At 35.7% G+C, this 24,489-nt stretch carries 27 protein-coding genes; 11 read left to right on the top strand and 16 right to left on the bottom strand.

The window, feature by feature from the left end:
• The first annotated feature begins 61 nt into the window (after window positions 1-61).
• On the top strand, window positions 62-511 hold the full coding sequence (locus V1L66_RS16345; protein ID WP_258860315.1) for a DUF523 domain-containing protein: 450 nt from the start codon (window positions 62-64) through the stop codon (window positions 509-511).
• A gap of 52 nt (window positions 512-563) precedes the next feature.
• Here the strand turns inward: V1L66_RS16345 and V1L66_RS16340 are convergent, their stop codons facing one another.
• Both V1L66_RS16340 and V1L66_RS16335 read right to left on the bottom strand, forming a co-directional pair.
• The gene (locus V1L66_RS16340) at window positions 564-2,948 is read right to left on the bottom strand and encodes an FtsX-like permease family protein (RefSeq protein WP_333005501.1); all 2,385 of its coding nucleotides are present in this window, start codon (window positions 2,946-2,948) and stop codon (window positions 564-566) included.
• A gap of 3 nt (window positions 2,949-2,951) precedes the next feature.
• Entirely contained in the window at window positions 2,952-3,710 is a 759-nt protein-coding gene (locus tag V1L66_RS16335; RefSeq protein WP_333005500.1) for an ABC transporter ATP-binding protein, read from the bottom strand.
• A gap of 160 nt (window positions 3,711-3,870) precedes the next feature.
• Between V1L66_RS16335 and V1L66_RS16330 the strand changes: the two genes are divergently transcribed.
• Window positions 3,871-4,629: a DUF4184 family protein gene (locus V1L66_RS16330; RefSeq protein WP_333005499.1), complete on the top strand. Its 759-nt coding sequence runs from the start codon at window positions 3,871-3,873 to the stop codon at window positions 4,627-4,629.
• A gap of 13 nt (window positions 4,630-4,642) precedes the next feature.
• Here the strand turns inward: V1L66_RS16330 and V1L66_RS16325 are convergent, their stop codons facing one another.
• The 6 genes from V1L66_RS16325 to V1L66_RS16300 form a co-directional block, all read right to left on the bottom strand.
• Window positions 4,643-6,085, bottom strand: a complete 1,443-nt coding sequence (locus V1L66_RS16325; RefSeq protein ID WP_333005498.1) for a HAMP domain-containing sensor histidine kinase — start codon at window positions 6,083-6,085, stop codon at window positions 4,643-4,645.
• 9 nt (window positions 6,086-6,094) lie between these two features.
• Window positions 6,095-6,814, bottom strand: a complete 720-nt coding sequence (locus tag V1L66_RS16320) for a response regulator transcription factor (protein WP_333005496.1) — start codon at window positions 6,812-6,814, stop codon at window positions 6,095-6,097.
• Between the two features lie 32 nt (window positions 6,815-6,846).
• Complete coding sequence (locus V1L66_RS16315; RefSeq protein ID WP_333005494.1) at window positions 6,847-7,545, bottom strand: ABC transporter permease; 699 nt, start codon at window positions 7,543-7,545, stop codon at window positions 6,847-6,849.
• 18 nt (window positions 7,546-7,563) lie between these two features.
• The gene (locus tag V1L66_RS16310; protein ID WP_333005491.1) at window positions 7,564-8,436 is read right to left on the bottom strand and encodes an ABC transporter ATP-binding protein; all 873 of its coding nucleotides are present in this window, start codon (window positions 8,434-8,436) and stop codon (window positions 7,564-7,566) included.
• A 155-nt stretch (window positions 8,437-8,591) separates the two neighbouring features.
• Entirely contained in the window at window positions 8,592-9,611 is a 1,020-nt protein-coding gene (locus V1L66_RS16305; protein WP_333005489.1) for an ABC transporter permease, read from the bottom strand.
• Window positions 9,608-10,336, bottom strand: a complete 729-nt coding sequence (locus V1L66_RS16300) for an ABC transporter ATP-binding protein (RefSeq protein WP_333005487.1) — start codon at window positions 10,334-10,336, stop codon at window positions 9,608-9,610. The genes V1L66_RS16305 and V1L66_RS16300 overlap by 4 nt, the downstream gene beginning before the upstream one ends.
• Window positions 10,337-10,452: 116 nt before the next feature.
• On the opposite strand from V1L66_RS16300, the gene V1L66_RS16295 reads away from it, so the two are divergent.
• A complete protein-coding gene (locus V1L66_RS16295) occupies window positions 10,453-11,049 on the top strand; it encodes a TetR/AcrR family transcriptional regulator C-terminal domain-containing protein (RefSeq protein ID WP_312125708.1) in 597 nt (198 codons plus the stop codon).
• 39 nt (window positions 11,050-11,088) lie between these two features.
• Here the strand turns inward: V1L66_RS16295 and V1L66_RS16290 are convergent, their stop codons facing one another.
• From V1L66_RS16290 to V1L66_RS16275, 4 genes are all read right to left on the bottom strand, one after another.
• Window positions 11,089-11,886, bottom strand: coding sequence for an ABC transporter permease subunit (locus V1L66_RS16290; protein ID WP_312125711.1), 798 nt, complete (start codon window positions 11,884-11,886; stop codon window positions 11,089-11,091).
• Complete coding sequence (locus V1L66_RS16285) at window positions 11,883-12,776, bottom strand: ABC transporter ATP-binding protein (protein WP_333005483.1); 894 nt, start codon at window positions 12,774-12,776, stop codon at window positions 11,883-11,885. Before V1L66_RS16285 ends, V1L66_RS16290 begins: the two co-directional genes overlap by 4 nt.
• Before the next feature lie 15 nt (window positions 12,777-12,791).
• Window positions 12,792-13,427, bottom strand: a complete 636-nt coding sequence (locus tag V1L66_RS16280) for a TetR/AcrR family transcriptional regulator (protein ID WP_333005482.1) — start codon at window positions 13,425-13,427, stop codon at window positions 12,792-12,794.
• A 137-nt stretch (window positions 13,428-13,564) separates the two neighbouring features.
• Window positions 13,565-14,464: a hypothetical protein gene (locus tag V1L66_RS16275; RefSeq protein WP_333005481.1), complete on the bottom strand. Its 900-nt coding sequence runs from the start codon at window positions 14,462-14,464 to the stop codon at window positions 13,565-13,567.
• A gap of 376 nt (window positions 14,465-14,840) precedes the next feature.
• Here V1L66_RS16275 and V1L66_RS16270 point away from each other — a divergent pair, with 376 nt between their 5' ends.
• From V1L66_RS16270 to V1L66_RS16255, 4 genes are read left to right on the top strand one after another with little or no spacing between them, the layout of a single operon-like run.
• On the top strand, window positions 14,841-15,413 hold the full coding sequence (locus V1L66_RS16270; RefSeq protein ID WP_333005480.1) for an rRNA adenine N-6-methyltransferase family protein: 573 nt from the start codon (window positions 14,841-14,843) through the stop codon (window positions 15,411-15,413).
• The gene (locus V1L66_RS16265) at window positions 15,413-16,000 is read left to right on the top strand and encodes a DedA family protein (protein ID WP_036080038.1); all 588 of its coding nucleotides are present in this window, start codon (window positions 15,413-15,415) and stop codon (window positions 15,998-16,000) included. The genes V1L66_RS16270 and V1L66_RS16265 overlap by 1 nt, the downstream gene beginning before the upstream one ends.
• 53 nt (window positions 16,001-16,053) lie before the next feature.
• Entirely contained in the window at window positions 16,054-16,755 is a 702-nt protein-coding gene (locus V1L66_RS16260) for a response regulator transcription factor (RefSeq protein ID WP_016994848.1), read from the top strand.
• Window positions 16,739-18,253 carry an ATP-binding protein gene (locus V1L66_RS16255; RefSeq protein WP_333005477.1) on the top strand — a complete coding sequence of 505 codons (1,515 nt, stop codon included), beginning with the start codon at window positions 16,739-16,741 and terminating at the stop codon, window positions 18,251-18,253. Before V1L66_RS16260 ends, V1L66_RS16255 begins: the two co-directional genes overlap by 17 nt.
• On the opposite strand, the gene V1L66_RS16250 is transcribed toward V1L66_RS16255, so the two are convergent.
• Window positions 18,254-18,559, bottom strand: a complete 306-nt coding sequence (locus tag V1L66_RS16250) for a hypothetical protein (protein ID WP_016994847.1) — start codon at window positions 18,557-18,559, stop codon at window positions 18,254-18,256.
• A gap of 192 nt (window positions 18,560-18,751) precedes the next feature.
• Complete coding sequence (locus tag V1L66_RS16245; RefSeq protein WP_333005476.1) at window positions 18,752-19,630, bottom strand: LysR family transcriptional regulator; 879 nt, start codon at window positions 19,628-19,630, stop codon at window positions 18,752-18,754.
• 100 nt (window positions 19,631-19,730) lie between these two features.
• Between V1L66_RS16245 and V1L66_RS16240 the strand changes: the two genes are divergently transcribed.
• Window positions 19,731-20,894 carry a YbfB/YjiJ family MFS transporter gene (locus tag V1L66_RS16240; protein ID WP_054550644.1) on the top strand — a complete coding sequence of 388 codons (1,164 nt, stop codon included), beginning with the start codon at window positions 19,731-19,733 and terminating at the stop codon, window positions 20,892-20,894.
• Window positions 20,895-20,935: 41 nt separating this feature from the next.
• Here the strand turns inward: V1L66_RS16240 and V1L66_RS16235 are convergent, their stop codons facing one another.
• Complete coding sequence (locus V1L66_RS16235; RefSeq protein ID WP_048391185.1) at window positions 20,936-21,796, bottom strand: YitT family protein; 861 nt, start codon at window positions 21,794-21,796, stop codon at window positions 20,936-20,938.
• 32 nt (window positions 21,797-21,828) lie between these two features.
• Window positions 21,829-22,368 carry a transcriptional regulator gene (locus V1L66_RS16230; protein WP_036080020.1) on the bottom strand — a complete coding sequence of 180 codons (540 nt, stop codon included), beginning with the start codon at window positions 22,366-22,368 and terminating at the stop codon, window positions 21,829-21,831.
• Window positions 22,369-22,551: 183 nt separating this feature from the next.
• Here V1L66_RS16230 and V1L66_RS16225 point away from each other — a divergent pair, with 183 nt between their 5' ends.
• Genes V1L66_RS16225 through V1L66_RS16215 form a run of 3 tightly spaced genes read left to right on the top strand, consistent with a single transcriptional unit; the run spans window position 22,552 to window position 24,475 of the window.
• A complete protein-coding gene (locus tag V1L66_RS16225) occupies window positions 22,552-22,803 on the top strand; it encodes a PLD nuclease N-terminal domain-containing protein (RefSeq protein ID WP_016994843.1) in 252 nt (83 codons plus the stop codon).
• Window positions 22,787-23,689 carry an ABC transporter ATP-binding protein gene (locus tag V1L66_RS16220; RefSeq protein WP_016994842.1) on the top strand — a complete coding sequence of 301 codons (903 nt, stop codon included), beginning with the start codon at window positions 22,787-22,789 and terminating at the stop codon, window positions 23,687-23,689. The genes V1L66_RS16225 and V1L66_RS16220 overlap by 17 nt, the downstream gene beginning before the upstream one ends.
• A 6-nt stretch (window positions 23,690-23,695) precedes the next feature.
• Window positions 23,696-24,475: an ABC transporter permease subunit gene (locus tag V1L66_RS16215; RefSeq protein ID WP_333005474.1), complete on the top strand. Its 780-nt coding sequence runs from the start codon at window positions 23,696-23,698 to the stop codon at window positions 24,473-24,475.
• Window positions 24,476-24,489: the final 14 nt, after the last annotated feature.

Here is a 24,489-nt window from a genome sequence, read left to right as displayed (position 1 = left end):
TAAAAATAGTGTAGCACGCGTGTTATAGTGAAATAAAGATAGTAGAGGGAGTGAGAAAACGATGATTTTAATAAGTGCTTGCTTAGCAGGTTTAAATGTTCGTTATAATGGCACAAACAGTCTAGATGAAAAAATACAAAAGCTTGTGTTAGAAAAAAAAGCTGTCACGGTTTGCCCAGAGCTGATGGGAGGCTTTTCAACGCCTCGTGAACCTGCTGAAATTGTAGGTGGCAATGGACAAGATGTACTTGATGGCAACGCAACAGTGGTTGAAAGTTCTGGACGAGATGTCACAGATTTATATCTGAAGGGAGCCTATGCAACTTTACAAAAAGCGCTTGAGGTAGGGGCAACTCATGTCATTTTAAAGGAATATAGCCCATCCTGTGGCAGTGCAAAGATTTATAACGGTGCGTTTAATGGAACAAAATTAGCTGGCGAAGGAGTAACTACGGCATTGCTTCGAAGAAACAATATTGTCGTGCTATCTGAAGAGAATTTTTTTGAATAGTTAATACTAACATTAAAGAAGAGGCCCCTAAACTAGTAGGGGCCAAATTTAATTATTCAACAATTAATATGCGAGGTGACGTTTTAGCAATGACATTGGTCGAAATCCAGCCGCCAAAAATGGCAGCTATCACACTTACAAAGCTTATACCGATACTTGTTGGCCAGTTTATAACAAGCGGTAGTTCGAGTAAGCCATAATCTAAAATAATCGACTGAAGAGCTAGAGGAATTAATTTTATCCCGATAAAGATTCCTGCTAATGCACCCATTATGGATAGAATGAAAATACCTATTGTAATCGACCATCTAATATTTGTAGAGGTCATGCCAATGGATTTATAAATCCCATACGTGCTACTTTCTTTTCTAACATTAATTCGTGATACACTAAAAATAATGATGCAGGTTACGATGATAAATAAAATACCAACGATTGAAAGCGGAATGACTAAAACTGCCACGACTTCTTTAAAGACGGCATCAAATAATAGCTGCTGTGTGACAGCTGATACAGAACTTTTAAAATGCGTATTTAAATCCTCAACGAATGGCGTAGCGACTGTTTCATCTAATAGATTAATCATACTTACTTCTGAAGTAGTGTAGGTTGTGTTATTCACTTTAATAACATCTGCTGTAATCCTTGCTGAATTCGACATATTTGCTATCGATTGATAGATTCCGGTCACAATAAGAAAATGCGGTTTCCCCTCAAGATAAACTTCTACAATATCGCCTATATTTTTATTTAAAGCGCGCGCAACATTGAGCCCAATCGCAATTTCGTTCTTACTGTTTGGATTACGGCCAGACAATGTCACATAGCCAGCGGCATCAAAACTACCCTCAATCACATTGACATTAATATTTAAAGGGGGATGGCTGTCATTAGGGAGGACTCCTGTGAATTGATCAAGCCATGCATGATCTTTAACCCGTTCATCAGCCATTAAAAAATCTTCAAATTGTTGTTTTGTAAAGGTTTCTTTATTAGATACCGTTACTACTACATGTGAGGCATCATATCCCCATGAAGGAGATGTTTCTTTGATGGAAGTAAAACTATTTAATATGACTACACTAAAGACTAGTATGGCAGACGTAATAGAAGTAAGTGCCATAACAAGAATGGAACTTTTTATGTTTTTTATGATACTTTTAAGACCAATTTGAAGTTGAATCGGTAGACTACTTAATCGAAATAATCTATTCGAGCTGTTTCTGCGCCGATTCATTTTACTATTTGGACTTTCTGACATCCCATATTTGATGGCTTGAACAGGCTCTACATTTCGCGCCTTGTGTGAGTAGAAATAGGCAGTGAGTAGCACAATGCCAAATAAGATGAGAGCAATCACCATATTGAGTAGAGTATCTTGATGTATGGTTAAATGATTTCCTGCCTTCATATAGGATAAGGAACTTTCTATAATTATTCTAGAAAGGAACTTACTAATGATGATGCCAGGTATAATCGCGACAGCGGATAACAATCCGAATTGTAATACATAAGTGATACTTATCTCTCTAGAAGAAAGACCCAAAGATTTTATAACGCCTATTGTTCTGTAATTTGTTAAAATGGCATCGGAAATGCTAAAACCAATAACAAACAAGGAAACCAGAAGCATAGCTATACCAAAGGCGATCATAATAAAGCCAATGATTTTATTAATGATCAAATAAAAAGAAGCTATTTCTTCATATTCCATTTTAGATTCTAGATAAGGTCCCTGCAGATATTTTTCAAAATCACCCCAATAATTGGTGTTTTGCTGATAGTCATTAAAGCGTAATGCCATCATGTACTGATCTGAACCTGTCATGGTTGCTAAATGCTGTTGATAGTCAGTATTGTTCATCCAAATTCGAGCATTTGTTGTAAAAGGGCCTCCGTATGGCATATCAACCACAATGCCTGATACCGTTAAGTTAAACGTGCTCTCACCTGTATGAAATTCAATTACATCACCGAGCGAAATGGTAGCGCTTGATGCCAATGATGTGGGAATCCAAATCGTACCCTCAGGAGGAGAGAGTTGCTTTTCACCCTCAGAAAATAGTAATTGATCAATCATAAACGGTGTATCTGGCGTATTCATCATAAATAAATAGATATTGGATATTTCTTTCCCATTGAAGGTAAATCTAGATAAATTTCTATAGGGTATGAGACTGGAGGTTGTCACGCCTGGTTGCTCCTGCCACCAATTGTTTACAGCGATCGGGTTATGAATATTGTTACCCATTGTTAAAATTTGATGGGCACCATTTGAATCATGATGGGCTTTTTCAAAAATATTGTTTGTATTGGTCAGTATAGTGACAGAAGTCGCCAGTAAAAGTGTTGATAGAAAAATAAGGACAATCATCAGTCCATTTTGTATTTTCCGTTTTCTTATATAGGAAGAGCAAAGGGTTATAATCGCGTACATTTTTTACTCCTTCCCGGCAACATAAGAAAAGATAATGTGTTCCCGTTCTTGTATGTTGGTATGATCATATTTTTCAAAGTTTAAGATCCCATCTATTTTTCCATCCTGAATGATGATTAGGCGATTCGCACGACAAGCTGCCTTCATATCATGTGTAATCATGACAATGGATTGCCCATTTCTATTTAAATTCGTTAAGGTATCTAATACTGCTACACCTTGATCAAAATTTAAACTACCAGTAGGTTCATCTGCAAATAACACTTCAGGATTGTTGACCAACGCTCTAGCAATGGCAGCTCTTTGTTGCTGACCACCTGATGTTTGAGAGGGTAATCGATTTCGTTGCTTTTCAAGTCCCATTAAACTTAGTAGTTGCTCCGCTTTTTGTATGACTTCCTTTTTATTTTTTTTCGCGATGTATCCAGGAAGAGCAATATTCTCTAGTAGCGTCATATCTGGAATGAGATTACTACTTTGATAGATATAGCCAACCTTCTCTGAACGAAAGGTAGCTAACTTTCGTTCAGAAAAGGTATCAAGTTTTTCTCCTTGAAAATAAACTTCACCTGCTGTAAGGGCATCAAGCCCACTTAAAAGATAAAGAAGCGTTGATTTACCAGAACCCGAATTCCCCATAATAACGGTGAAATCCCCTTTATAAATGTCGACATTCATATTCTTAATAGCATGGAATTGTTCGCTGCCAGTTGAATAGGTTTTACATAAATTTTGGGCTCGAATCAGTATCTCTTTTTCCATGATAAGGCCTCCTAGACTCATTTTTTTTTAGTGTAATATGTAATTATTAGTAAGTTCTTATGAAATTATTAATAAATTCTTACAGACAGAGTAACCTTTCTCAATAGTAAACGTTATAATATGCGATTTAATAGATGTAATAAATAAGGAGGTTAGAGATATGCCCTTAACATTTGCTCATCCAGCGGCAGTCTTACCTTTTTCTCGAAAAAGTAAATATATTCATTTTTCTGCATTGGTTTTAGGAAGTATGGCTCCAGATTTTGAATACTTTTTAAGAGGAAGGCCAATAGGGGAGATTGGCCATACATTTGCAGGGTTCTTTTTATTCAATCTCCCGCTCGTTCTATTCATCTACTTGATTTATCAAAGGTTTATTCAACAGCCAATCATGAGCCATTTACCAGAGTTTTTACAAGATACAGATAGCCATCAAATTGCAGGAAATAACATGTGGAAAATATTCGTTTTTAGCTACTCTGCATTGCTGGGCATGTTAACACATGTCATATGGGATTCATTTACACATCAAAACGGGCTGATGGTGACAAAACTTCGAGTTCTTACTCAAACATATACTATCTTTGGCTATCAAATACCGATTTATAAATTTCTACAACACGGGAGTACAATGTTTGGTATTATGTTAATCTTTGGCTATATATACTACAGAGCATCTTTAAGCAAAGATAAAAAAACACCAGCTCTATCGCCACGAAAGAAGATCATTTTTTGGAGTTTACTAGCTGTTTTAACGCTTGGATATGTATGTCTATGGCAGCTTATTAACGGCATTCCTTTAAGAAGTTATGGAATATGGGTTGTCCGTATTATCGATTCATGTTTTGGTAGTATACTTACACTTTCGTTCTTTTTAGCATATAAGAAAAGAACGTTGAAGGAAAAAAAGACTTCCTAAAATGGGAGTCTTTTTACGAGATTGGGAGTATAAGTGTAAAGGTAGTGCCTTCATTGGGCTTACTATGAAATGAAATGGACCCATGGTGCGCTTCCATAATATGCTGACAAATGGATAGGCCAAGTCCTGCTCCTTCATTTTTAATGACTGATTCACTTCCAGGTTGCCGCCCTCTAAAGTAACGTTCAAAAATAAAAGGCATATCTTCGGGAAGCATCCCATTTCCAGTATCTATTACTTGGATATAGAGTGATTGATTTTCGATATAAGTAGTAATGGTGATGGTATCTTCATTAGAAGAGTGCTTTAACGCATTGGTAATAAGGTTGGAGATCACCTGCTCTAGTCGATCAGCATCTACTAGAATAAGGACATTAGGAATCCTAGTAGGTCTTATAAAATGAATATTTGTTGTTTGGACATAATATTGAATTGGTTTCAGAATGTTTGTAAGAACGTCTTGGCTATATTGTTCTTTTAAATGGATTGGGATATGACCAAGCTCCTTTAAGGTATGAATAAATAAATCATCAACTAGCCTCGACATCTTATCCGTATTAGACTGCATGATTTGAATATAGGCCATAAGTGAATCTTCATCTCGACAAACTCCCTCAGAAATAGCGTCTAAATATGCTTTGATTGTGGTTAAGGGAGTTCTTACTTCATGAGATATATTAGATATGAGCTTCTTTTGAGTTTGCTCTTGTTCATTGTGCTGGATGGCTAACTGTTTAATCTCTAATCGCATTTGATCAAATACTGCATACAATTCACCAATCTCATCCATTTTCGAATGGATGGTAATTTGTTCGTAATTTCCTTTTACAATTTCCTCTGTGTTGCTCCTCAGCTCATGTAAAGGCTTTAAAATATCTTTATGAACTTTCCTTACTAAGAATAGGGCAAGGCAAATGATCAAAAGGCTCAAGAAGCCAATAAAGACTAATAAAATAATCGAGCTGGAATTAGTCTGTTTTAAAGGAAAGAGAATGTTTTTGTTCAGGGAAAAAATAGCATTTCCTATCTGTTCATTGCTTTCTCCATTCATAATCGGAAAGGCTATCTTAATCTTTCCAGGCTCTTGTTGTGAGGTAAATAAATCATAATGTATAGCATGTTTAAGATGAATAGTAGTTGAAACATCATTTTTAATTGAAGAGTAACTTACTGTTCCATCTAGTTGAACTACTGTAATATCAATATTCCTGTCATTACTCATTTGCTGTAGCGTGCTACGTATAGCTGAATCTAATGCTAAATTTGGAAAATGATCTTCTATGTACAATAATAATGGATTTACTGATATACGAATTTGATTAATAACATAGTTATCTTGTGATTCTTCTTGAGAAGTCTCTGTTGCAAAAAATAGTGAAAGGACACCGATAAACAATAGTACAACACAGATTACTAGGGCCCATACCCATTTATTCATCCAATTTTTTAGGTACATTTGATTCTCCTATGAGTGATTGGTTGTACTGAATTTATAACCGACTCCCCAAACCGTTTGAAGATAAACTGGATGAGAAGGGTTGACTTCAATTTTTTCACGAAGTCTTCTAATATAAACCGTAATTGTATTTTCATCTCCATAGGTCTCATAACCCCAAACGGCATCAAGTAACTGACCTTTAGAGAAAACTTGGTTTCTATTTTTAGCTAGGAAAAATAGTAGTTCAAACTCTTTTGCAGATAGTGGTATTGGCTTGCTATCGCGTAAAAAAATATATTCCTGTTTATTTATGACCATATTATCTATATGAATTACATCTACTCCCCTATGACCACCATTATCCTGAAGCCATCTATCTTGTCTTCGTAAATGAGCGTTTATTCTTGCGACAAGTTCACTTAAAGAGAATGGTTTTGTCATATAATCATCTGCTCCAAAGCCTAATCCCAGTACTTTATCTGTATCACTTCCTCGAGCACTTAAAATAAGAATGGCAACATTGCTATTTTCACGGATTTTACGACATAATTCAATGCCATCACAATCTGGTAGAGAAAGATCAAGGATAATGAAATCAGGTTTAGTTTCTTGCAAATAATGGATTGCTTCATGACCTGTTCGAACAATATGTGAATCGAACTGATTAACACTTAAGTAGTCCTTTATAATATTAGCTATATCATTTTCGTCTTCAACAATTAGTACTTTGATGTTCCTGTTGCGCATACATACTATCTCTCCTCAGTAAGATGTCTCAATCATTTTCTTCGGTTGACTAGGAAAAAAAACAAAACAATGATAAGGAATGCATAAATTATAATCCATGCGTATTGCCAGTAAAAAACGTTGGGTATAACGTCAATTTGATCGCCAACACTCATCATTTCTAATGAAAAATGAAGTGGTGGAAGTAACCAAAGTAGTCCAGTTAGAATAGAATCCTTTAAAGTAGCGATAGCGACAGAAATAATAAGGATGCCTATTACACCCCACCACGTATTTCGTCTATTTTTCACGAGATCCCTAGTAAATAAAGCAGTGAGTGCAATGGCAAGTAACGATAAACTGAAATGAGACAAGAAACCTAGTAAAATATGTAATAGTTTGGGCTTCTCAAAAAATGCCTCTATTAAAATTGGGTAGATGACAGAAACACAGCTTAGGCTAAAGGCGAGTAGACCACAAATAATGAATATCCCTAAATTGTAGTCTATTGTTTTTTTCGTATGAAGGGTAGTAATCATTTTTTGTCCTTCATCTTCAGCATGAAATAATGTAACAGTAAACCAGCCCATTAAAAAAAAGAGCAAAAGCGATGTAAATGAATAGCTATCTAATATTGGATTAGGGACAAAAGTATAATTAACGATAAGACATAGAATGAAGATTGTAAAAGGTGGAACGTAGTGATAGGTTCTTAAATAATTTATCAATTGATAGCGCAATAAACTGCTCATCTTTTTCGATTCCTCCTTTCAAAAATGAGAAGAGAATTGTTCTTTTTTGTGGTGGACAGTAGCTAAATATTTAATTGAAGCATTTTGTTGTAATAATTTCAGTAAAATTTGATCTGAATCCTTTGCTGGAACAATCGTCACTATTTCATAATGTCCATTCATTAAATGTTGTTTTTGTTGAATATCCATAGAAGGTATGAGTTCATCGAGTAATGATAGGCTAGCAATCTCAAAAATTAATCGATGAGTTGGGCTACTATCGAATTCTTTTATCTGAATGATCGCATTCTCTTGAATAAGTAAAACGGAGTCTACAAGGTTTTCGAGTAATTTGGTTTCATGACAGGTTAAGAGGATACTTAGTCCTTTGCTTCTTACTCTAGTTAAGATTTGTTCGAAATCATTTTGTGCCTTGGCATCAAGTCCTGACAATGGTTCATCCATTATCAGTAGATCAGTTTCTTCTAGCATCGCCTGCATAATCATTACCTTTTGCTTCATTCCTTTAGAGAAATGGACAATCCTTGTATTTTTTTCCTCTTTTAGCTGAAACATTTCAAGTAATTCTTCTATCTTCTGTAAAAGCTGCTTTTTAGCCATACCTCGTATACAGCCCATGTGATAAAGATATTCTTGAGGGGTAAATAAAATATGAGAAGGAGTTGTTTCTGGTACATAGCCAACTTTTAAAGACGTTTTATGCTTCACAATAGAACCACTGTCTGGTTTCATGAATGATGCAATCATCTTGAGTAAAGTGCTTTTTCCAGAACCATTTTTCCCCACTAGAGCAATGATTTGATTGGACGCAATTGAAAACGATACATTCTCTAAAATTTTTTTCCCATTATATTGTTTACAGATGTTTTGTACTTCCAAAATAGTTGTCATCTTCACACACCTTTTAGGTTAATTCTTCACCACAAAATAATTATAATGAAAATCCACCGTTCACTTCAATTAAATTGGTTATATTTCCTGTTTTTAGTCATTTCAATTACATAAAAAAGCTCTGCTTCTCAAATAGCAGAACTTTTAAGGTTTGATTACAACGAACGATATTTTTTTAAACTGATCATATTTAATGTAATGAAAACAATGGCGAAACAAGCAAGAATGCTGAGATTCACTATAATATCAGGAAGTGAATAACCTTTATACATTACACCATTCAATGCGTCCGCAGCATAGTATAAAGGCATGATACGCCCAATATTTTGAAGCCATTCCGCCATACTATCGAGCGGGAAAATACCCGAAAAGAACACTTGAGGAACAATAACAAGCGGAATAAATTGCATCATTTGAAATTCTGAAGCGGCAAAGCTAGATAGCAACGCACCTAAGGATAATGATACAAGAGCGACCATCATATTAATAAGCAGGACAAGCCAGATGGAGCCTACATGGACAATATCGAGCACATAAATACCAAACAGGACGATAATAATTGTTTGCAGGAACGCAAATAAACCATAGCCAACCATATAGCCTGCTACAATTTCTGAGCGTTTAATCGGTGTCGCCAGTAAACGCTCCAATGTTCCTGAAGTACGCTCCTTTAATAAGGCAATGCCCGTAATTAAAAAGACAAAGAAGAACACGAAGAAACCAATTAGCATAGGACTAAAAATATCGAAAATGGCTGTATCTTCATTACCATAAACATAGTCTGTTTCAAAACTGCCCATAGCAGCTTGTGAAGGTTGTAAAACTTGTGCCAGTTGCATTGCTAATGCCTTTGCCAGGGAAGGATCATCATTTAATAAAGTTAACTTACTAGCATTTTGCTCTATTGCTAGCCAACCATCATACTCTTTATCTTGTAGCTGTTTTTTAGAAAAAGCATTGTCCTCGATAATTATAAAATCAGTCTCTTTCAATTTGTCGATCAATGGGGCGGGCGCATTAGAGATCACAAGTGTAACAGAAGAAGCCTCGTTACTATTGAAAATAAAATACATTAGGGATAAGACAAGAAGTGGGGCTAAAAATAATAAAGCAAGAGTCCGTTTATCTCTTTTCATTTGTTGGATGATTCTTATGACGATAGCACCTATTCTCATTGAACCTCACCTCCAGCTTTTACAAACACTTCATCAAAGTCTTTTGCTTGATAATGATCTTTTAACTCTTGTGGGGTACCCTGTGCAATAATATGTCCACTTCTCAGCATGGCCAATTGATCACATCTTTCCGCTTCATCCATCGCATGCGTCGTCACTAATATGGTTTTTTGTTCTTGCTCTTTTAAACGAATAAGTTCCTGCCAAATTTCCTTTTTTAAGACAGGATCTATCCCCACCGTGGGTTCATCCAAAATGAGTAGCTTAGGATTTTGTATAAGGGCAATAGCAAGAGATAAGCGACGTTTCATTCCCCCTGAATAATTTTCCACTTTAAGTTGTAAGTCATCAGTTAAACGAACGAGTCTTGCCGCATAGGCTACTCTTTCTATTCGTTCCGCCTTGGATAATGAATAAAGCTTTGCAAAAAAATGTAGATTTTCTTCCCCAGTTAAATCTGTATAAAGTGCATCTGATTGTGCCATATAGCCAATATCATTTAATAATTGCTTATGAGGAACAGTCAAATCTAACACTTGAATAGTACCACTATCAGGTTTCAGCATTCCCATAATCATTTTGATGAGTGTTGTTTTACCACAGCCTGACGGACCGAGTAAGCCCATTAACTGTCCCTTAGGAACATCCAAAGATAGGGGGGCAATTACTTGCTTATGTTGAAATCGTTTTTCGAGAGATTTAATAGAGATTGCCTGGTTGCCCATATGGTCCTCACTCCTTCACTGAACACAATGTTGATTTGATAAAAATTTTACGGTAGCATGTGAGCAAATACAATCAACAGTTTGCCAGCAAGTGTTAAGTAAATGGAGGGAAACAGGTGTCTGTACATGAAAAAATGAATTTTGAAACGAAGCAAGCCATTAAAAATGCTTTTATCCAACAAGTAGAGAAGGTAGGCTTTGAGCGTGTAACTGTAAAAAAATTAGCGTTAGTAGCTGAAATCAATCGTGGAACGTTTTACTTACATTATTCGGATAAATATGATGTGATGGAGGATTTGCAGCAAGAGCTATTAATGGAGTTAGAACGCTATGTCAAACATGTTCAGCCGTTGGATGCTTTTCAAACGTTAAAAATGGGGCAACTCTATCAGCCATTTATCAACGTAATAACGTGTATAAAAGAGCATGCACCAGCTTTTCGTATGTTATTAGGAGAGCAGGGGAGTCCTAGCTTTACACAAAAGGTGAAAATGGTCTTTGGGAATCATATTTTGGACAGATTATCCCTTATACGCAAGGAAGCACAAGATCCAGAGTTTCAGCAATACTTACAAGCCTTTATAGCATCAGCCATTTTAGGGGTCATTCAGGAGTGGTTAGACAAGGGGAACGAGAACTTAACGGTAGAAGAAATGGTCGCGCTACATTTTCGATTAATACGTTTTTTAGGAAATGTAGTAGGTACTATTTAATGGAAAATCGCTACAGCCCTAGCGCTGTAGCGTTAGAAATTATAGATGTAAATCTCGTTTTACAAAAAAACGAATTGCTAGACTATAGCATAGCAAGCCAATGAGGAAAAGTGTACCTAGCATCCACCAGCAAGAGCTATTATGTTGGATTAATTGAACGGAATCGAACAATGAATAGATTGTAATGTATTGTAATTTGTCTAGTGAACCACCCATATTGCTCAGTGCCTCAATCAGATAAAAGGCAATGGGAATGCCAGCACTATAGGCATAGGATGTTCTTAAATCTTTCGTGCTACAAGACATAAGAAAACAGAATCCACTAATGGCAAAGTGCAATAAAAATAGCCCGAAATTTAGCAGCAGTAGGGCCGTTATGTCCAGCTCATTAGGGAATAATACTTCTGCAAAGACAATCATGACCAACGTAGTAACGGCAAGTAATGTAAAAAGACTAATAATCAAAAATAGTGCTTGTGTAAGGACAATTTTAAAGCGTGTATTCGGTGTAGCGATTAAGTATGCCATTGAACCATTATCAATATAGCCCATGATGAGCTTATTGGCTAACATGATAGAAAATACCATAGGTAGAATCATGAATAAAAATCCATATAAATAGGTGGAGAGAAATTCTATCAAGGTATCGCCAATGCTGGTCATACCAAAGGCTGCCATCATCTCAGGCATTGTTTCCGTTAATTTTTTTAGCGTGTCCGTCATTTCTGGGTTATACATGTAAATCACACTGATAATATATAGCATTAGCACAGCTAGAATAATGATAAATAGTTTAAGAGAGGCAAATAGCTCATGCTTGAATAAGGTAAAATTCATGATTGAGCACCTCCATTTTCGTAATAATGCATAAAAATATCTTCTAGTGATTGGGAAATAACGTCTAAATCTATAATTTTATAGTTAGATAGAGTATGAAGAAATGCTTGAAGGTCTCCAGTTATAGTAATCATAACTTTGGTAGAAGAGATTCGTTCGAGTACATATTCCTCATCAAGGAAGCGAGTGAGCTCTTGCTCATCTTGAAACTCAAGCATGTATTTTTTAGATTTACGTTTCTTTAAATCTGTAATGGTTTCAGTCGCCACGATTTTACCTGCATTAATAATCGCTACACGATCACAAGTTTTCTCTACTTCTTCAATCATATGGGAGGACATGAAAATGGTCGTTCCTTTGTCCTTTTCAGCTAAAATGAATTCAATAAATTTTGTTTGCATGAGCGGGTCTAAACCACTAGTAGGTTCATCTAAAATGACAATTTTGGGATGATGCATGAAGGCACAAACTAAGCCAACCTTCTGCTTCATACCTTTCGACATTTTCTTTATGAGCCTAGAAGCATCTAATTCAAAGAAATGCATTAATTTCTCAGCATGCGTGTAATCGTTCATACCTCTTAACTGAGCAATAAAGTGAATAAATTGCTTCCCGGTCATTTTATCAATAAACGCAATTTCTCCAGGTAAATAGCCAACAAACTGTTGAATGGTTGCAGATGCTTCCCGGCAATTTAAACCGTTAATGAAGCAAGAGCCCTCAGTTGGCTGTAAAAAACCCATTAAATGGCGAATGGTTGTGGACTTTCCTGCCCCATTTGGTCCTAAAAAACCGAACACTTCTCCCTTTGGAATTTGTAGATGAATATTTTGTATACTATAAAAATCGCCAAACTTTTTGGTTAAATGGTTTACTTCAATCATGGACATGTCACTCACCCCATTTTATTGATACAATAATGTTTTCAAAAATAGAAAATATTCACTAGCCTCTTCCATGCATTGCTCGATTAATTCGTTAAAGAGCTCTTGATTATCTACATGCGCTTTTAATCTTTCCTCATAACGATGACTGATGCCATCTGTTACCCATTGAATAGTATCGATTGCCTTTTTTATATCCAAATTTTCTCGGAATAAACTAGTATCAATTCCTTCAAACGCCGTTGCATAAGCATTTTTTTGAATAGTGGCATTATAATGATTTAGTTCATCTCGTACCTCAGAGCTTGTTTCAGCAAAGGTCTTTTTCAAAAAATCAAATAGAGCATGATATTGCTTCATGAGATCAACTTTAATTTTCATAATCTGTTGATAACGCTTAAAAATATCAGGCTCTGCTAAATCAATTTGGCGATTAAGTGCCTCGGAAAATATAGTAGTTGTATAGTCATATAAGAAAAGATACAAATTTTTTTTGCTACCAAAATAGTGATATAAAATGCCTTTTGAAATTCTGGCATTGCTCACAATTCTATTTGTTGAAGCGGTAGCATAGTGATTGATTGAAAATTCCTTTAAGGCAGCATTAATGATTGCTTGACGTTTATCTTCTGCTAAATTCATAAAAGCTTGGTACAATTTTTTACTCCTTTTTGTCATATTTTATGCCATTATATTGAAATTGACTACTGTGGTCAATGCAATTTGGAAAAATAAAAAAGAACATGATCGTGACCATTTCCAATAGTCTCACTCATGCTCTCCATTGCTCTAGTTTACTTATCATAATAATCGTTCAATGCAATTTCTAGACGTTCTTCTAGATGCTTTGAAATATAGCTGAGAACGTATTGCTCTTTGTCCATTTCAATTTGTGCGGACTTAAAAAATTTGGTGAAAAAACCGATTTTATTTTGTTGGGAGTATTGCTGTAATGCTTCTGTACGTAATGTGGAGACGATTTCATTTTCTATATGACGCTCTCTAATCTTTTGTACAATGTCCTTCACGCTATTCTCTTGTAGCTCGGTAATTTGCTTTTGGAGATATTCATTTTCCTGCTTTAGTTCCAACGTTTCTTTTTGAATTTCTTCCACTTGAAGGACAGAATTGTTCGAAAAACGTTGAATGTTTTTGTCAAGAAAGTCCTGATTAATGTTAACTTGTAATGTCCCTTGCTCTTCATTCGGCAAAATTTGAAAAAGACCTGTTTGAATCATCTGCTGTAGGACGTTTCCAAGCAAGTCAATTTTATGTGATAAATCCTCAGAATCCATGGTCGTTGCTGTAATTTGGTGTTTCAGCAGCTGACCGTTATCATCAATACCTAGCAATAATTTAATCCCCCTCACACGATACTCATCCTTCAATAATAAAATCATGCGCAATCTCAAGATAGCAGGTAGGTTTAAACGAATATTACTATTTGTATTGGGCGAAGCATTGTCAAAAATATACTGTTCAAACGGTTTTAAATAGTAGCGCAGCATGGCGTCTGTAATATTAAACCAGCCCGCAACTTCTGCAATTGTATAGTGTTTCGATTCATCGATCTCTGCTAAATACCCATCATTATAAAGGTTTTCCTCTAAAGGCGTATGTTGTAGTGCCACAAACAATGGGTCATCTTGCACAATTTCAAGTACCATTTCTTTTGCATCATTTACTTTAAGCATCCTTACACACCCCACTTTATTTTTCCCATGACTAAATGTTCTCTATATAGGTTTCTATTCGATTGGCAGCAATTGTATGCCTATTTTATGTAGGAAATAGTCATTAGAACGAAGTACCTTTTAATCTTTTATGAATCTTAAGGGAAATGGTACTGATGTTCAGGAGGAAGTTGATACAGAAGATTTACCGTCCTTTACAATTTTTTTTTATAGATAAAAGAATATTTTGCTTTTCACCATATGAGATCGTGTTGATCTACTAGCTAAATAATGTAAATTATTAAGAAAAAGTTAAGAATTCTCCTTGCAAATCTTTAAGAAAGTCTCTTTATAGTTAGAACCATCAATAAAGAAAGCAAAGCGAGGAGACAACGAAATGCATCTTATTACCTTCCTTACTGAATTTATAAAGCATCCAAAAACAATAGGCGCCATATCACCTAGTTCTAAGAAATTAGCGCATAAAATGGTGCAACCTATTTGCTTTGAAACGGCTCAATGCATTATAGAGCTTGGCCCAGGGATGGGGGCCTTTACAACGGAGCTTGTGAAAAGAAAAAAGCCAGCTACATTGCTTGTTCTCATTGAACATAATACGATTTTTTGTGAGAAACTACGTAGGCAATTTGCTCATGTAGCCAATGTTGTAGTGATCCATGGCTCAGCAGAAAATTTGAAGCAATATTTGAAGGACTTGAATATCGAAAAAATAGATTATGTTATTTCTGGACTGCCATTTACATCGTTGAAGGCAGAAGTATCATGTTGTGTTTTAAGAAATGTGAAGGATTGTTTGGACAATGGAAAATTCATTACTTTCCAATATTCACTTGTGAAAAAGTCATTTTTTCATACCTATTTTCAGGATATTTCACATGAGAAAGTATGGCTCAATATGCCACCAGCCTATGTATTGAGCTGTAGGCTAGGAGATACGAGGGTCAGCTAATGGAGCTACAGGATCTTTTATTATTTATTGAACAATATGGCTATTTTGCTTTGTTTTTTAGTTTATGGCTAGGAATCATAGGCATGCCGCTACCAGATGAAATGATTGTCATGAGTGGTGGTTTTCTATCGTCGCTAGGAAAATTGGTCATATGGAAGTCTTTCTTACTTACTTATTTAGGCGTTGTTTCAGGGCTTTCTCTAGGGTTTATTCTTGGAAAACTATTTGGTCATCGTGTACTCGATAAACTTGTGAAAAAGAAAAAGGCAAAGTACTTATCCAAGTCAAAAGAATTGTTAGATCAATATGGACACTTTGCATTAGTCCTGAGTTACTTTATTCCAATTGTTCGACATATCCTCCCTTACTTGGTGGGAATGAATAAGATGCCTTTTAGAACATATGCTTTATTTTCCTATACAACAGGCTTTGTCTGGACATTGATTTATTTTACACTAGGTTTATTATTTGGCAGTCAAATTGAATATTTTTCTATGATTGCAACGAAATATGGTATTTACTTTGGGTTATTCCTCGTCACTATTAGCTGTATTTATTATTTTTATATACGGAAAATAAAAAAATAGATAAAATAGAGGAACATTATGAATGGAAAATATTTGATTAATGGTGGGATTAGATGAGTAATGAAACAATTTTAATTGTAGATGATGAAAAAGAGATAAGAAATCTGATTTCCATTTATTTGAAAAACGAGGGTTTTCATGTGTTAGAGGCATGTGATGGAGAAGAGGGCTTACAGTTAGTAAAGATGCATAAAGTACATTTAATTGTATTGGATTTAATGATGCCTAAAGTAGATGGCATTGAAATGTGTATGAAGGTAAGAGAAATAGCAGAAATGCCGATTATTATGCTGACTGCGAAATCTCAAGATATGGATAAGATTGTTGGTTTAACGATAGGTGCCGATGATTATGTAACAAAGCCCTTTAATCCGTTAGAGCTGATTGCCCGTATTAAATCACAGCTTCGTCGCTATTTGAAAATGAGTGGTATAAATAGTACTAATAATGAGGAGAAAGAAGTGGGTGATTTACGTATCAATACAGCGACACATGAAGTTTTTGTTAACAATGAAAGAGTGAAGCTGACACCTAGAGAGTTTGCTATATTGGAGTTGCTTGTTAGTAATCCAGGCATCGTCATGAGTGCAGAGCAAATCTATGAAAAAGTTTGGAAAGAGGGAGCATTTCAATCGGAAAATACTGTAATGGTACATATTCGAAAAATTCGAGAGCGAATTGAGACAAATCCAAGAAATCCTCAATATATTAAAACCGTATGGGGAGTAGGGTATAAAGTTGAAAAAGATCTTTAGGCTTTTAAAGTTCCCAAGATTTCTGAAGCATATCGGTGCGAAAATAAAAAATAATATTCAGCGGAGCATTCGTATTCAACTATTTACAACGTTTTTATTATGTGCGCTTGGCAGCTTTTTAGTGGCACGTGCGGTTGTGCCATTTTTTGAGAATATCAATGAAACAGTGATTGTGGATTATAGTGGCAGTATGAAGATGATGTATTATCATGCACAGGATACAGCAGAATTGGCAACCCAAGAAAATAGTGTTGAAGCATTGAGAGAATTGATTGATCAAGAAAATGGAAAAATAGAAAATGAGGACAATGCATTAAAAATTGTCGTGACAGATGAGGCAGGTAAGATCTTATATAAAACAAAGCAGGTAAAAGAGCAACAAATCGATTTGCATGAAGAAATGGGGCATGTCATGGGCTTTACAATGAATCAACCTTTTGAAAATGCCTATCATGTAATCGAAACTTCTCGGGAGGAGTTTACTACATTAGTGCCACTAACTTTACAAGATAAAAATTATTATTTCTTTGTTAGTGGGCTTCCACAAGGAGAAGCCATCACAAGTACGAATGAAGGGCCCATACCTTTTTTCATTGGGGTTATGCTATTTATCGTATCATTTTTCTCTATAACAAAACGGAAAATGAATCAAATTGAGGCATTAGCGGAGGGGGTTATGGAAATCGCAAAAGGAAATTTAGCCTTTCGTATTGAGAAAAAAGGTCAGGATGAAATTGCTTTACTAACGGATAATGTTAATCAAATGGCAGAAGAAATTATGACAAGTATCGAGATGGAGAGAAAAATTGAGCAACAAAAAAACGAGCTTATTACAAATGTTTCACATGACCTTAGAACACCTCTTACCTCAATCATGGGTTATTTGCGTTTATTAAGAGAAGAGAAGTATGAGACGAAAGAGCAATATGACGAATATTTGAAAATAGCCTTCTCTAAATCCGAGCAATTAAAAAATTTAATAGACGATTTATTTGAATATACTAAGCTCACGAATGATAAAAATACTTTAATGCGACAACAAGTTTGTGTAAATGAGCTGCTTGAACAACTAATGGAGGAATTAGTACCATTAGCAGAAGAGAAACAACGCATTTTTATAAAACATTTTCCAGAGAAACGAATTTTTGCTGCACTGGATTCGGAAAAGATTGTACGAGTATTTGATAATCTACTCATCAATGCGATCAATTATAGTACAGCTGAAGGAAAAATTATGGTTTCCCTTGAAGGACAAGCAAACCATGTGCGAATTTGTGTAGCGAATCAAAGTGATGCCTTTACACCGGTGGAGCTTGCTAGTTTATTTGAGAGGTTTTATAAAAAAGATCAATCGAGAACAAATGTAACCGAGGGTTCAGGGCTTGGACTAGCAATAGCCAAAAGCATAGTGGAGCTTCACGGAGGAACCATTCACGCAAAATACAAAAACGAGACACTGTACTTTATTATCACATTGCCATTAGCGCTTCATAACTGACTACAATGGAACAATACTAATGGCATGTTGTGTTTGTACATGTTGTGAAAGCATATCTTGTAGGGTTGCTAGGGTAGCTGTGTTTCGGACTAATAATTGGATTTCTGTCTGCTTGTATTGTCGTTGAAAGTCCATAATATAATCTGCAATGATATGTAAATTATATTGATTTTTAATCTCTACCTCAACGAAAAATGGCAGTGTTAAATCTGGCAGCTTCATACTGCCACCACGTCGAATCCAAATTGCTTCCTGCACATAGTAGCGGATCGGTAATTGGCGGTTACTGGCGATAAAAATATCCATAGAAAACTCCCTTCAGTGTCTAATTACAGCCTAATGGAAATGCATGCAGTCGTCAAAAGAAAACAGAGAAAAAGTTGTTCAGTGGAGAATCTGCTGAACAGCTTTTTTATTAGGGGAAGGATAGTTTTATTAAACTGACGGATAGATTCCCCAAATTGACGGATAGAATTTCAAAATTGACGGATAGAACCCTCAAATCGTTGGATAGTCATAAGCTTCTATGGCTTCTAAAAAATGCGTTAGGATGGGAGATTGTACTTCATCCTTACGATAAATAAACCATGTAGGAATATGTGCTTGCTTGTTCTTTATCTTGTGCAATGTTAATGCTTGTGTTGCCATATATTTTTCCGCAATGGCACGTGGTAGCAAGGTAATACCTAACCCAGCAGCAACACAGCCAATAATACCGTCAAGCGTACCAAGCTCCATGCGATTTTGTGGTCGAACCCCTTCTTCATGTAACCAATGTTCCAAGATGGCTCGATAGGAACAGCCATGGCGGAATGTAATCATGGTGCTTCCCTCTAAATCCTGTAGATGCTTAATAGATTTATGCTTGCTAGAAGTGAGAATAACAAGCTCTTCACAGACAAACTCTTTCATCATTATATTTTCTTTATAAACAGGTCCTGTAACAAATGCACCATCTAGTTCATAGTTTTCTACCCGTTCAATATTGTGCAGAGAAGGGCCTGTTAGTATCGTGATATCCACCTGTTCATGTGCTTGATGAAATGTTGTTAAAAGAGTTGGTAAATGCAATGCAGCAGTTGTTTCCATCGAACCAATTCGTAAAACGCCTCGTTGTTCCTCCGTTTCATGTATGATCTCAAAGGTTTTTTCATAGAGATGAAGCATTTTTAGGACTAACTCGTAGAATTGTTCTCCTTTTGATGTTAACCGTATCCCTCGATGTCCACGATAAAAAAAGGTTGTTTCGTAGAGTGCCTCAAGACTTTGTATTTTCATAGAGATGTTGGATTGTGTGTAATTAAGTGCTGTGGCAGCTTTAGAAAAGCTACCTGTTTGGACGACTGTTCGAAAAATCGTTAAATCATTAATATTCATATGCCCTCCAGCTATCAATTTTATTGATACTTATTATAAAGAATTAGATCTATTTTTGATACCTAGATATTCGATATAGTGAAATAGAAGGAGTGATGATATGCACAAGCAAACCGTACGCTATTTAATCGGGGGCATTTTTGCTTTAGTTATTGCTATGGGCATCGGCCGTTTTTCGTATACGGTTATTTTACCTTATATGCAAGAAGCTTTTGAATTTAGCCGGGCAACAGCAGGTTACTTAGCAACGAGTAATTACTTAGGTTATTTGGTTGGAGCCTGGGTGGCAGGTCGTTTACCAATAGGGAATAAACGTATTCTCTTTTTGCAAATTACCCTTGTTATCAGCATTTTAACAACAGCCTTCATGGGCTTTACAAATGTAATCATCATTTGGTATTTATTACGATTTATCTCGGGTGTTGTGAGTGCTTTTATTTTTGTTGTTATAACAAGCCTTATACTAGACCAGTTAGCCAGCAGTAGTCATATGCATCTATCGGGGCTGTTCTATAGTGGGGTGGGAATAGGGATTGCATTAAGTGCGGTAATTGTTTCACCAATCCAAGCTGTTTTCCATTGGAATGGAACTTGGATCGTATTAGCTTTATTTAGTATTGTATTGTTTGTCTTGATTGTACTATTCATTAAGCCTATTACACCAAGTAAACAACTAGTGGAAAGCCAGGTAATTTCACAGAAAACGCCTCCTCAGTCTTGGATGAAATGGTTAATCATCGCTTATAGCTTAGAGGGGCTTGGCTACATTGTCACAGGCACATTTATTGTATCAATTGCACAGGAGTCGACAAGCTTTCATGGAGATGCAGCCTTTGTATGGTTTGTTGTGGGTGTTGCAGCAATTCCCTCATGTATCGTTTGGTCTAAGCTAGCACAGCGTTATGGCTATGTGAAAATTTTACTCATCTCTATGCTACTGCAAGCTTTAGGTATTGTTTTACCTGCGCTAGCTACAAATTCGATGACCCTGTATGCTAGTGCCTTCATTTTTGGGGCAACCTTTATGGGAATTACAACTGTTTGTACAACATTAGCGAGGAAACTTGCACCAGTTAATAGTCATCAAATGATAGGTTATTTAACGGCTGGCTATGCGCTCGGACAAATGATTGGTCCATCCATTGCAGGCACACTTGCAAGTTACACAAATAGCTATCAGTATGCCTTAGTTGGGGCTTCCTTAGTAGTAATGCTGGGAGGCTTATGTTTAATAGGAGGCGTAAAATATGATAGAAGCAACTAAAAAAAGTAAGTAAGGTATAGTGCGCCTTACTTACTTTGAAATTAATGGATATCTCGTTTCTTAAAGTTACCACCACGAACTTCTGACACATCAGAAATGACTACAAAAGCGCCTTCGTCGATGTCTTTAATAATCGAAACTAATTTATTTTCTTCCATACGGTTAATGACACAGTTTAAGATTTCTGTTGGTTCATTGGAGAAACCACCACGTCCATGTGTATAGGTAACACCACGTCCTAAGCGGGCTTGGATAGCGTCTCCAATCTCCTCGGATTTTCCACTAACAACACGAACTTCTTTTGATTTTTCTAAACCAACTTGGATAATATCGATAACATTTTTGGCAATATAGTAAGTTAACGCTGAGTAGAGAGCACTCTCTAAGCCAAAGATAAAGCTTGCCCCTAAGAAAATAAAGGCATTAATAAATAATATAATATCGCCGACTGAAAATGGAATTTTACGAGATAATAGTACAGCTAAAACCTCTGAGCCATCTAAAGCGCCACCATTTCGTAGGACAATTCCAATACCCACACCAAGGAGCATACCACCAGATAAGACAATTAGGAGGGGATCATTTGGGCCTAAAATGGTTTTAACGTCATGTAAAAGCACTGTAGAAATCGATAAAGCTGCAATACCAGCACTACTCATTAAGGCAAAGGTTTTTCCAACTTGCTTGTAGCCGATATAAATGAACGGAATATTTAATACAAAGAGCAGTACGCCTAACGGGATACCAAAGAGGTGTGCACCCATAATACTAAGACCTGTTACACCGCCATCAATGACAGCATTCGGAATTAACACGGCCTCTAGTCCGTATGCAGCTATAACTGCCCCAATAATGATCATAATTAATTTTCGTATATTTTCTAGTGACTTTCCTTTTTTCATAAATCTTCTCCATTTCTTTACGTCAATAGTACCTAAGGCTTTGGAATAATATTTAGAGCAATTGTTTTAGTCTCAAAACCTTTATTTGAGTCGGTCATATTATAGTATTTAGTAAATAAATCGTTTAATTCATTTTCAAAATTCTTGAATTGATCGTTCGTTAACGTTAGGTCGATTAAAGAAAATGTTGCTAAATCTGTCGTGCTTTCTTTTTCATCAAGTGAATGCAAATAATTTTGATATTGAGATAGTAAAGCCAATTGATAGTAGGAAATATAATTTAATTTTTGCTTGGTTGTGAGTTGAGTCCAATCCTCCTTACTAAGTTTTGCTGCTCCTTCATTTAATGCATAAAACTTCTCTGTAACAGAACGAACTTTTCGCTCTTTCACAATTTTTATGATGTTTTCATCGACTAAAATTTGGATATGACGATATAGAGTGGCTTGTGGTACATCCTTAATAACAGAAATCATCTCCAATGTGCTTAAACCCTCTTCTTTATTGTGCATCAGAGCTTGTAAAATTTTCATTCTCACAGGGTGCATTAATACCTCTGCTTTATTGCGCATAAACCGATCCTCCTACCAGAAAATGAGATAGTATCAAGGGAAGCATTCAAATGTTATCAATTTGAGAACATTATCAAAAAATATACTATAGCGTTTTTTTATAGATGTACAGTAAAAAGGTAATGAAATTTTTTTATCTTTTTGTTATCATTATTGATAATGATAATGAAGGAGGCTATTACAATGAAATTACACTATGGTTTTGAAGACTTAAATCAAATTGATTGGGCAAGCATACTGCCAATTCTTTTACCATTTGTACTCGTAGGTTTTTTACTTATCACTGTTGCACTAATTGATTTATATAAACATCGAGATAGCAGAGAAAACATACTAATGTGGGCAATTATTATTTTGTTCTTTAATACAATTGGTTCTGTTCTATATTTCGTGATGGGGAGAAAGGATGTCAATAAACGTGCGCTTAGAAATTAACAATATTACGAAAAAATTTAATCAGAAAACGGCCGTAAGTAGTTTTTCAATGGTTATTGATTCGAATGAATGTGTAGGGCTTATTGGACCAAACGGGGCAGGAAAATCCACATTAATTCAGATCATTGCTGATATTCTTTATGCAGATGAAGGGGACATTGTCCTTGATGGACAAAAAATTTCAAAGATGAAAAATCATATTGGTTATTTACCGCAGTATCCTAATTTCTACTCATGGATGACAGCATCTCAAACCTTATCCTTTATGGGGACGCTTTCTGGTATTGCGAAAAATCAATTACAAAAAGATATTCCACTTCTTTTAGAAAAGGTAGGCTTAGGGAAGGAAGCACATGCTCATGTTGGAACATTTTCAGGTGGTATGAAACAGCGTCTTGGCATCGCACAAGCTTTATTACACAAGCCAGCTTTCATCATTATGGATGAGCCAGTATCAGCACTAGATCCAATTGGTAGGCGTGAAGTACTGAATCTATTAAAAGACATAAAAAAAGAAACGACTATTTTACTTTCTACGCATATATTAGGCGATGCGGAGGAAGTTTGTGAGCGCTTTGTAGTCATTAAAAATGGTTACAAAATTGAAGATGCAACAAAATTAGAGTTACTTAATCGCTATCAGGATTCAGCTATCTTTTTAATGGTTCAAAAGAAAGATGTTAAGTGGCTAACAACGATTGAACATTTACCTTATGTAAAGAAAATCGAAAGTTGTAGTGATGGTTTTAAAGTATATGTCAATCACTTGGAAGCGGATGCCCATCGATTGCTACAGTATGGATTGGATTCAAACGTAATATTTACAAAGTATGATCTAGGCATGCAGGAAGGCTTAGAAGAAATATTTTTAGAATTGGTGGTGTAACCTGGAGTGAATACGTTTATAGCATTAAGTAAAAAAGAAATGAATCAAATGACAAAGGAATATAAAGTCGTTTGGCTACCGATTGTCTATATCCTACTAGGCTTAACTCAGCCGATCATGATGTATTTCTTACCTACTATTTTACAATCAATGGGTGGTATTGAAGGGATTATGATTGATCCTACAATGGCAAAGCCAGGGGGAGAAGAAGTGCTCGCCTCAACACTGAATTCGCAATTTGATCAATTAGGTATAATCATACTTGCCATTGCAACGATGGGTATTATTCAGGGAGAAAAAGCCAATGGGATGATGGCATTCATTTTAACAAGGCCAGTATCTATCTCATCCTACTTAAATAGCAAGCTTCTTACTCATTATGTTTTAGCTGTTCTATGTATTACGCTTGGCTATGCAATGTCCTTTGGCTATACATCTTATTTATTTACCTCTGTACCGATAACTCGTGCATTGATAGCTTTAGCATTTTATTGTATTTGGCTGTTGTTTGTCATTACATTTGTTGCCATGATTAGTACATTTTTTAATAGTGCACCATTTATTGCATTAATCAGTATTGGTGTCTTATTTATTAGTCGTTTCTGTGCTGGCTTACATCCATTCTTAGATGTCATTAATCCTGCTAGTAATAGTTTGCATGCTACAACGATATTAATGACAGGTAACGTTGAAACATGGTATGGCTTCACTATTGTTATCACACTGTTACTTGTACTATTCATGATGGCTAACATGCATCATTTTATTGCCAAAAAGAAATTTTAATATAGAGGAAATTC

Source organism: Lysinibacillus sp. IITD104, assembly GCF_036698265.2.
GTDB classification, from domain to species: domain Bacteria; phylum Bacillota; class Bacilli; order Bacillales_A; family Planococcaceae; genus Lysinibacillus; species Lysinibacillus boronitolerans.
Note: the sequence above shows the minus strand (reverse complement) of the source record. Positions and strands in the feature narration are given on the sequence as shown.

Excerpts from the sequence above, each read along its gene's own strand:
- V1L66_RS16310 (WP_333005491.1), bottom strand. The coding sequence starts at position 8,436 with ATGACAACTATTTTGGAAGTACAAAACATCTGTAAACAATATAATGGG.
- V1L66_RS16315 (WP_333005494.1), bottom strand. The coding sequence starts at position 7,545 with ATGAGCAGTTTATTGCGCTATCAATTGATAAATTATTTAAGAACCTAT.
- V1L66_RS16340 (WP_333005501.1), bottom strand. The coding sequence starts at position 2,948 with ATGTACGCGATTATAACCCTTTGCTCTTCCTATATAAGAAAACGGAAA.
- V1L66_RS16270 (WP_333005480.1), top strand. The coding sequence starts at position 14,841 with ATGCATCTTATTACCTTCCTTACTGAATTTATAAAGCATCCAAAAACA.
- V1L66_RS16230 (WP_036080020.1), bottom strand. The coding sequence starts at position 22,368 with ATGCGCAATAAAGCAGAGGTATTAATGCACCCTGTGAGAATGAAAATT.
- V1L66_RS16345 (WP_258860315.1), top strand. The coding sequence starts at position 62 with ATGATTTTAATAAGTGCTTGCTTAGCAGGTTTAAATGTTCGTTATAAT.
- V1L66_RS16225 (WP_016994843.1), top strand. The coding sequence starts at position 22,552 with ATGAAATTACACTATGGTTTTGAAGACTTAAATCAAATTGATTGGGCA.
- V1L66_RS16240 (WP_054550644.1), top strand. The coding sequence starts at position 19,731 with ATGCACAAGCAAACCGTACGCTATTTAATCGGGGGCATTTTTGCTTTA.
- V1L66_RS16300 (WP_333005487.1), bottom strand. The coding sequence starts at position 10,336 with ATGGGCAACCAGGCAATCTCTATTAAATCTCTCGAAAAACGATTTCAA.
- V1L66_RS16260 (WP_016994848.1), top strand. The coding sequence starts at position 16,054 with ATGAGTAATGAAACAATTTTAATTGTAGATGATGAAAAAGAGATAAGA.
- V1L66_RS16325 (WP_333005498.1), bottom strand. The coding sequence starts at position 6,085 with ATGTACCTAAAAAATTGGATGAATAAATGGGTATGGGCCCTAGTAATC.
- V1L66_RS16245 (WP_333005476.1), bottom strand. The coding sequence starts at position 19,630 with ATGAATATTAATGATTTAACGATTTTTCGAACAGTCGTCCAAACAGGT.
- V1L66_RS16305 (WP_333005489.1), bottom strand. The coding sequence starts at position 9,611 with ATGAGAATAGGTGCTATCGTCATAAGAATCATCCAACAAATGAAAAGA.
- V1L66_RS16320 (WP_333005496.1), bottom strand. The coding sequence starts at position 6,814 with ATGCGCAACAGGAACATCAAAGTACTAATTGTTGAAGACGAAAATGAT.
- V1L66_RS16275 (WP_333005481.1), bottom strand. The coding sequence starts at position 14,464 with ATGCTTAAAGTAAATGATGCAAAAGAAATGGTACTTGAAATTGTGCAA.
- V1L66_RS16330 (WP_333005499.1), top strand. The coding sequence starts at position 3,871 with ATGCCCTTAACATTTGCTCATCCAGCGGCAGTCTTACCTTTTTCTCGA.
- V1L66_RS16250 (WP_016994847.1), bottom strand. The coding sequence starts at position 18,559 with ATGGATATTTTTATCGCCAGTAACCGCCAATTACCGATCCGCTACTAT.
- V1L66_RS16335 (WP_333005500.1), bottom strand. The coding sequence starts at position 3,710 with ATGGAAAAAGAGATACTGATTCGAGCCCAAAATTTATGTAAAACCTAT.
- V1L66_RS16285 (WP_333005483.1), bottom strand. The coding sequence starts at position 12,776 with ATGTCCATGATTGAAGTAAACCATTTAACCAAAAAGTTTGGCGATTTT.
- V1L66_RS16265 (WP_036080038.1), top strand. The coding sequence starts at position 15,413 with ATGGAGCTACAGGATCTTTTATTATTTATTGAACAATATGGCTATTTT.
- V1L66_RS16290 (WP_312125711.1), bottom strand. The coding sequence starts at position 11,886 with ATGAATTTTACCTTATTCAAGCATGAGCTATTTGCCTCTCTTAAACTA.
- V1L66_RS16235 (WP_048391185.1), bottom strand. The coding sequence starts at position 21,796 with ATGAAAAAAGGAAAGTCACTAGAAAATATACGAAAATTAATTATGATC.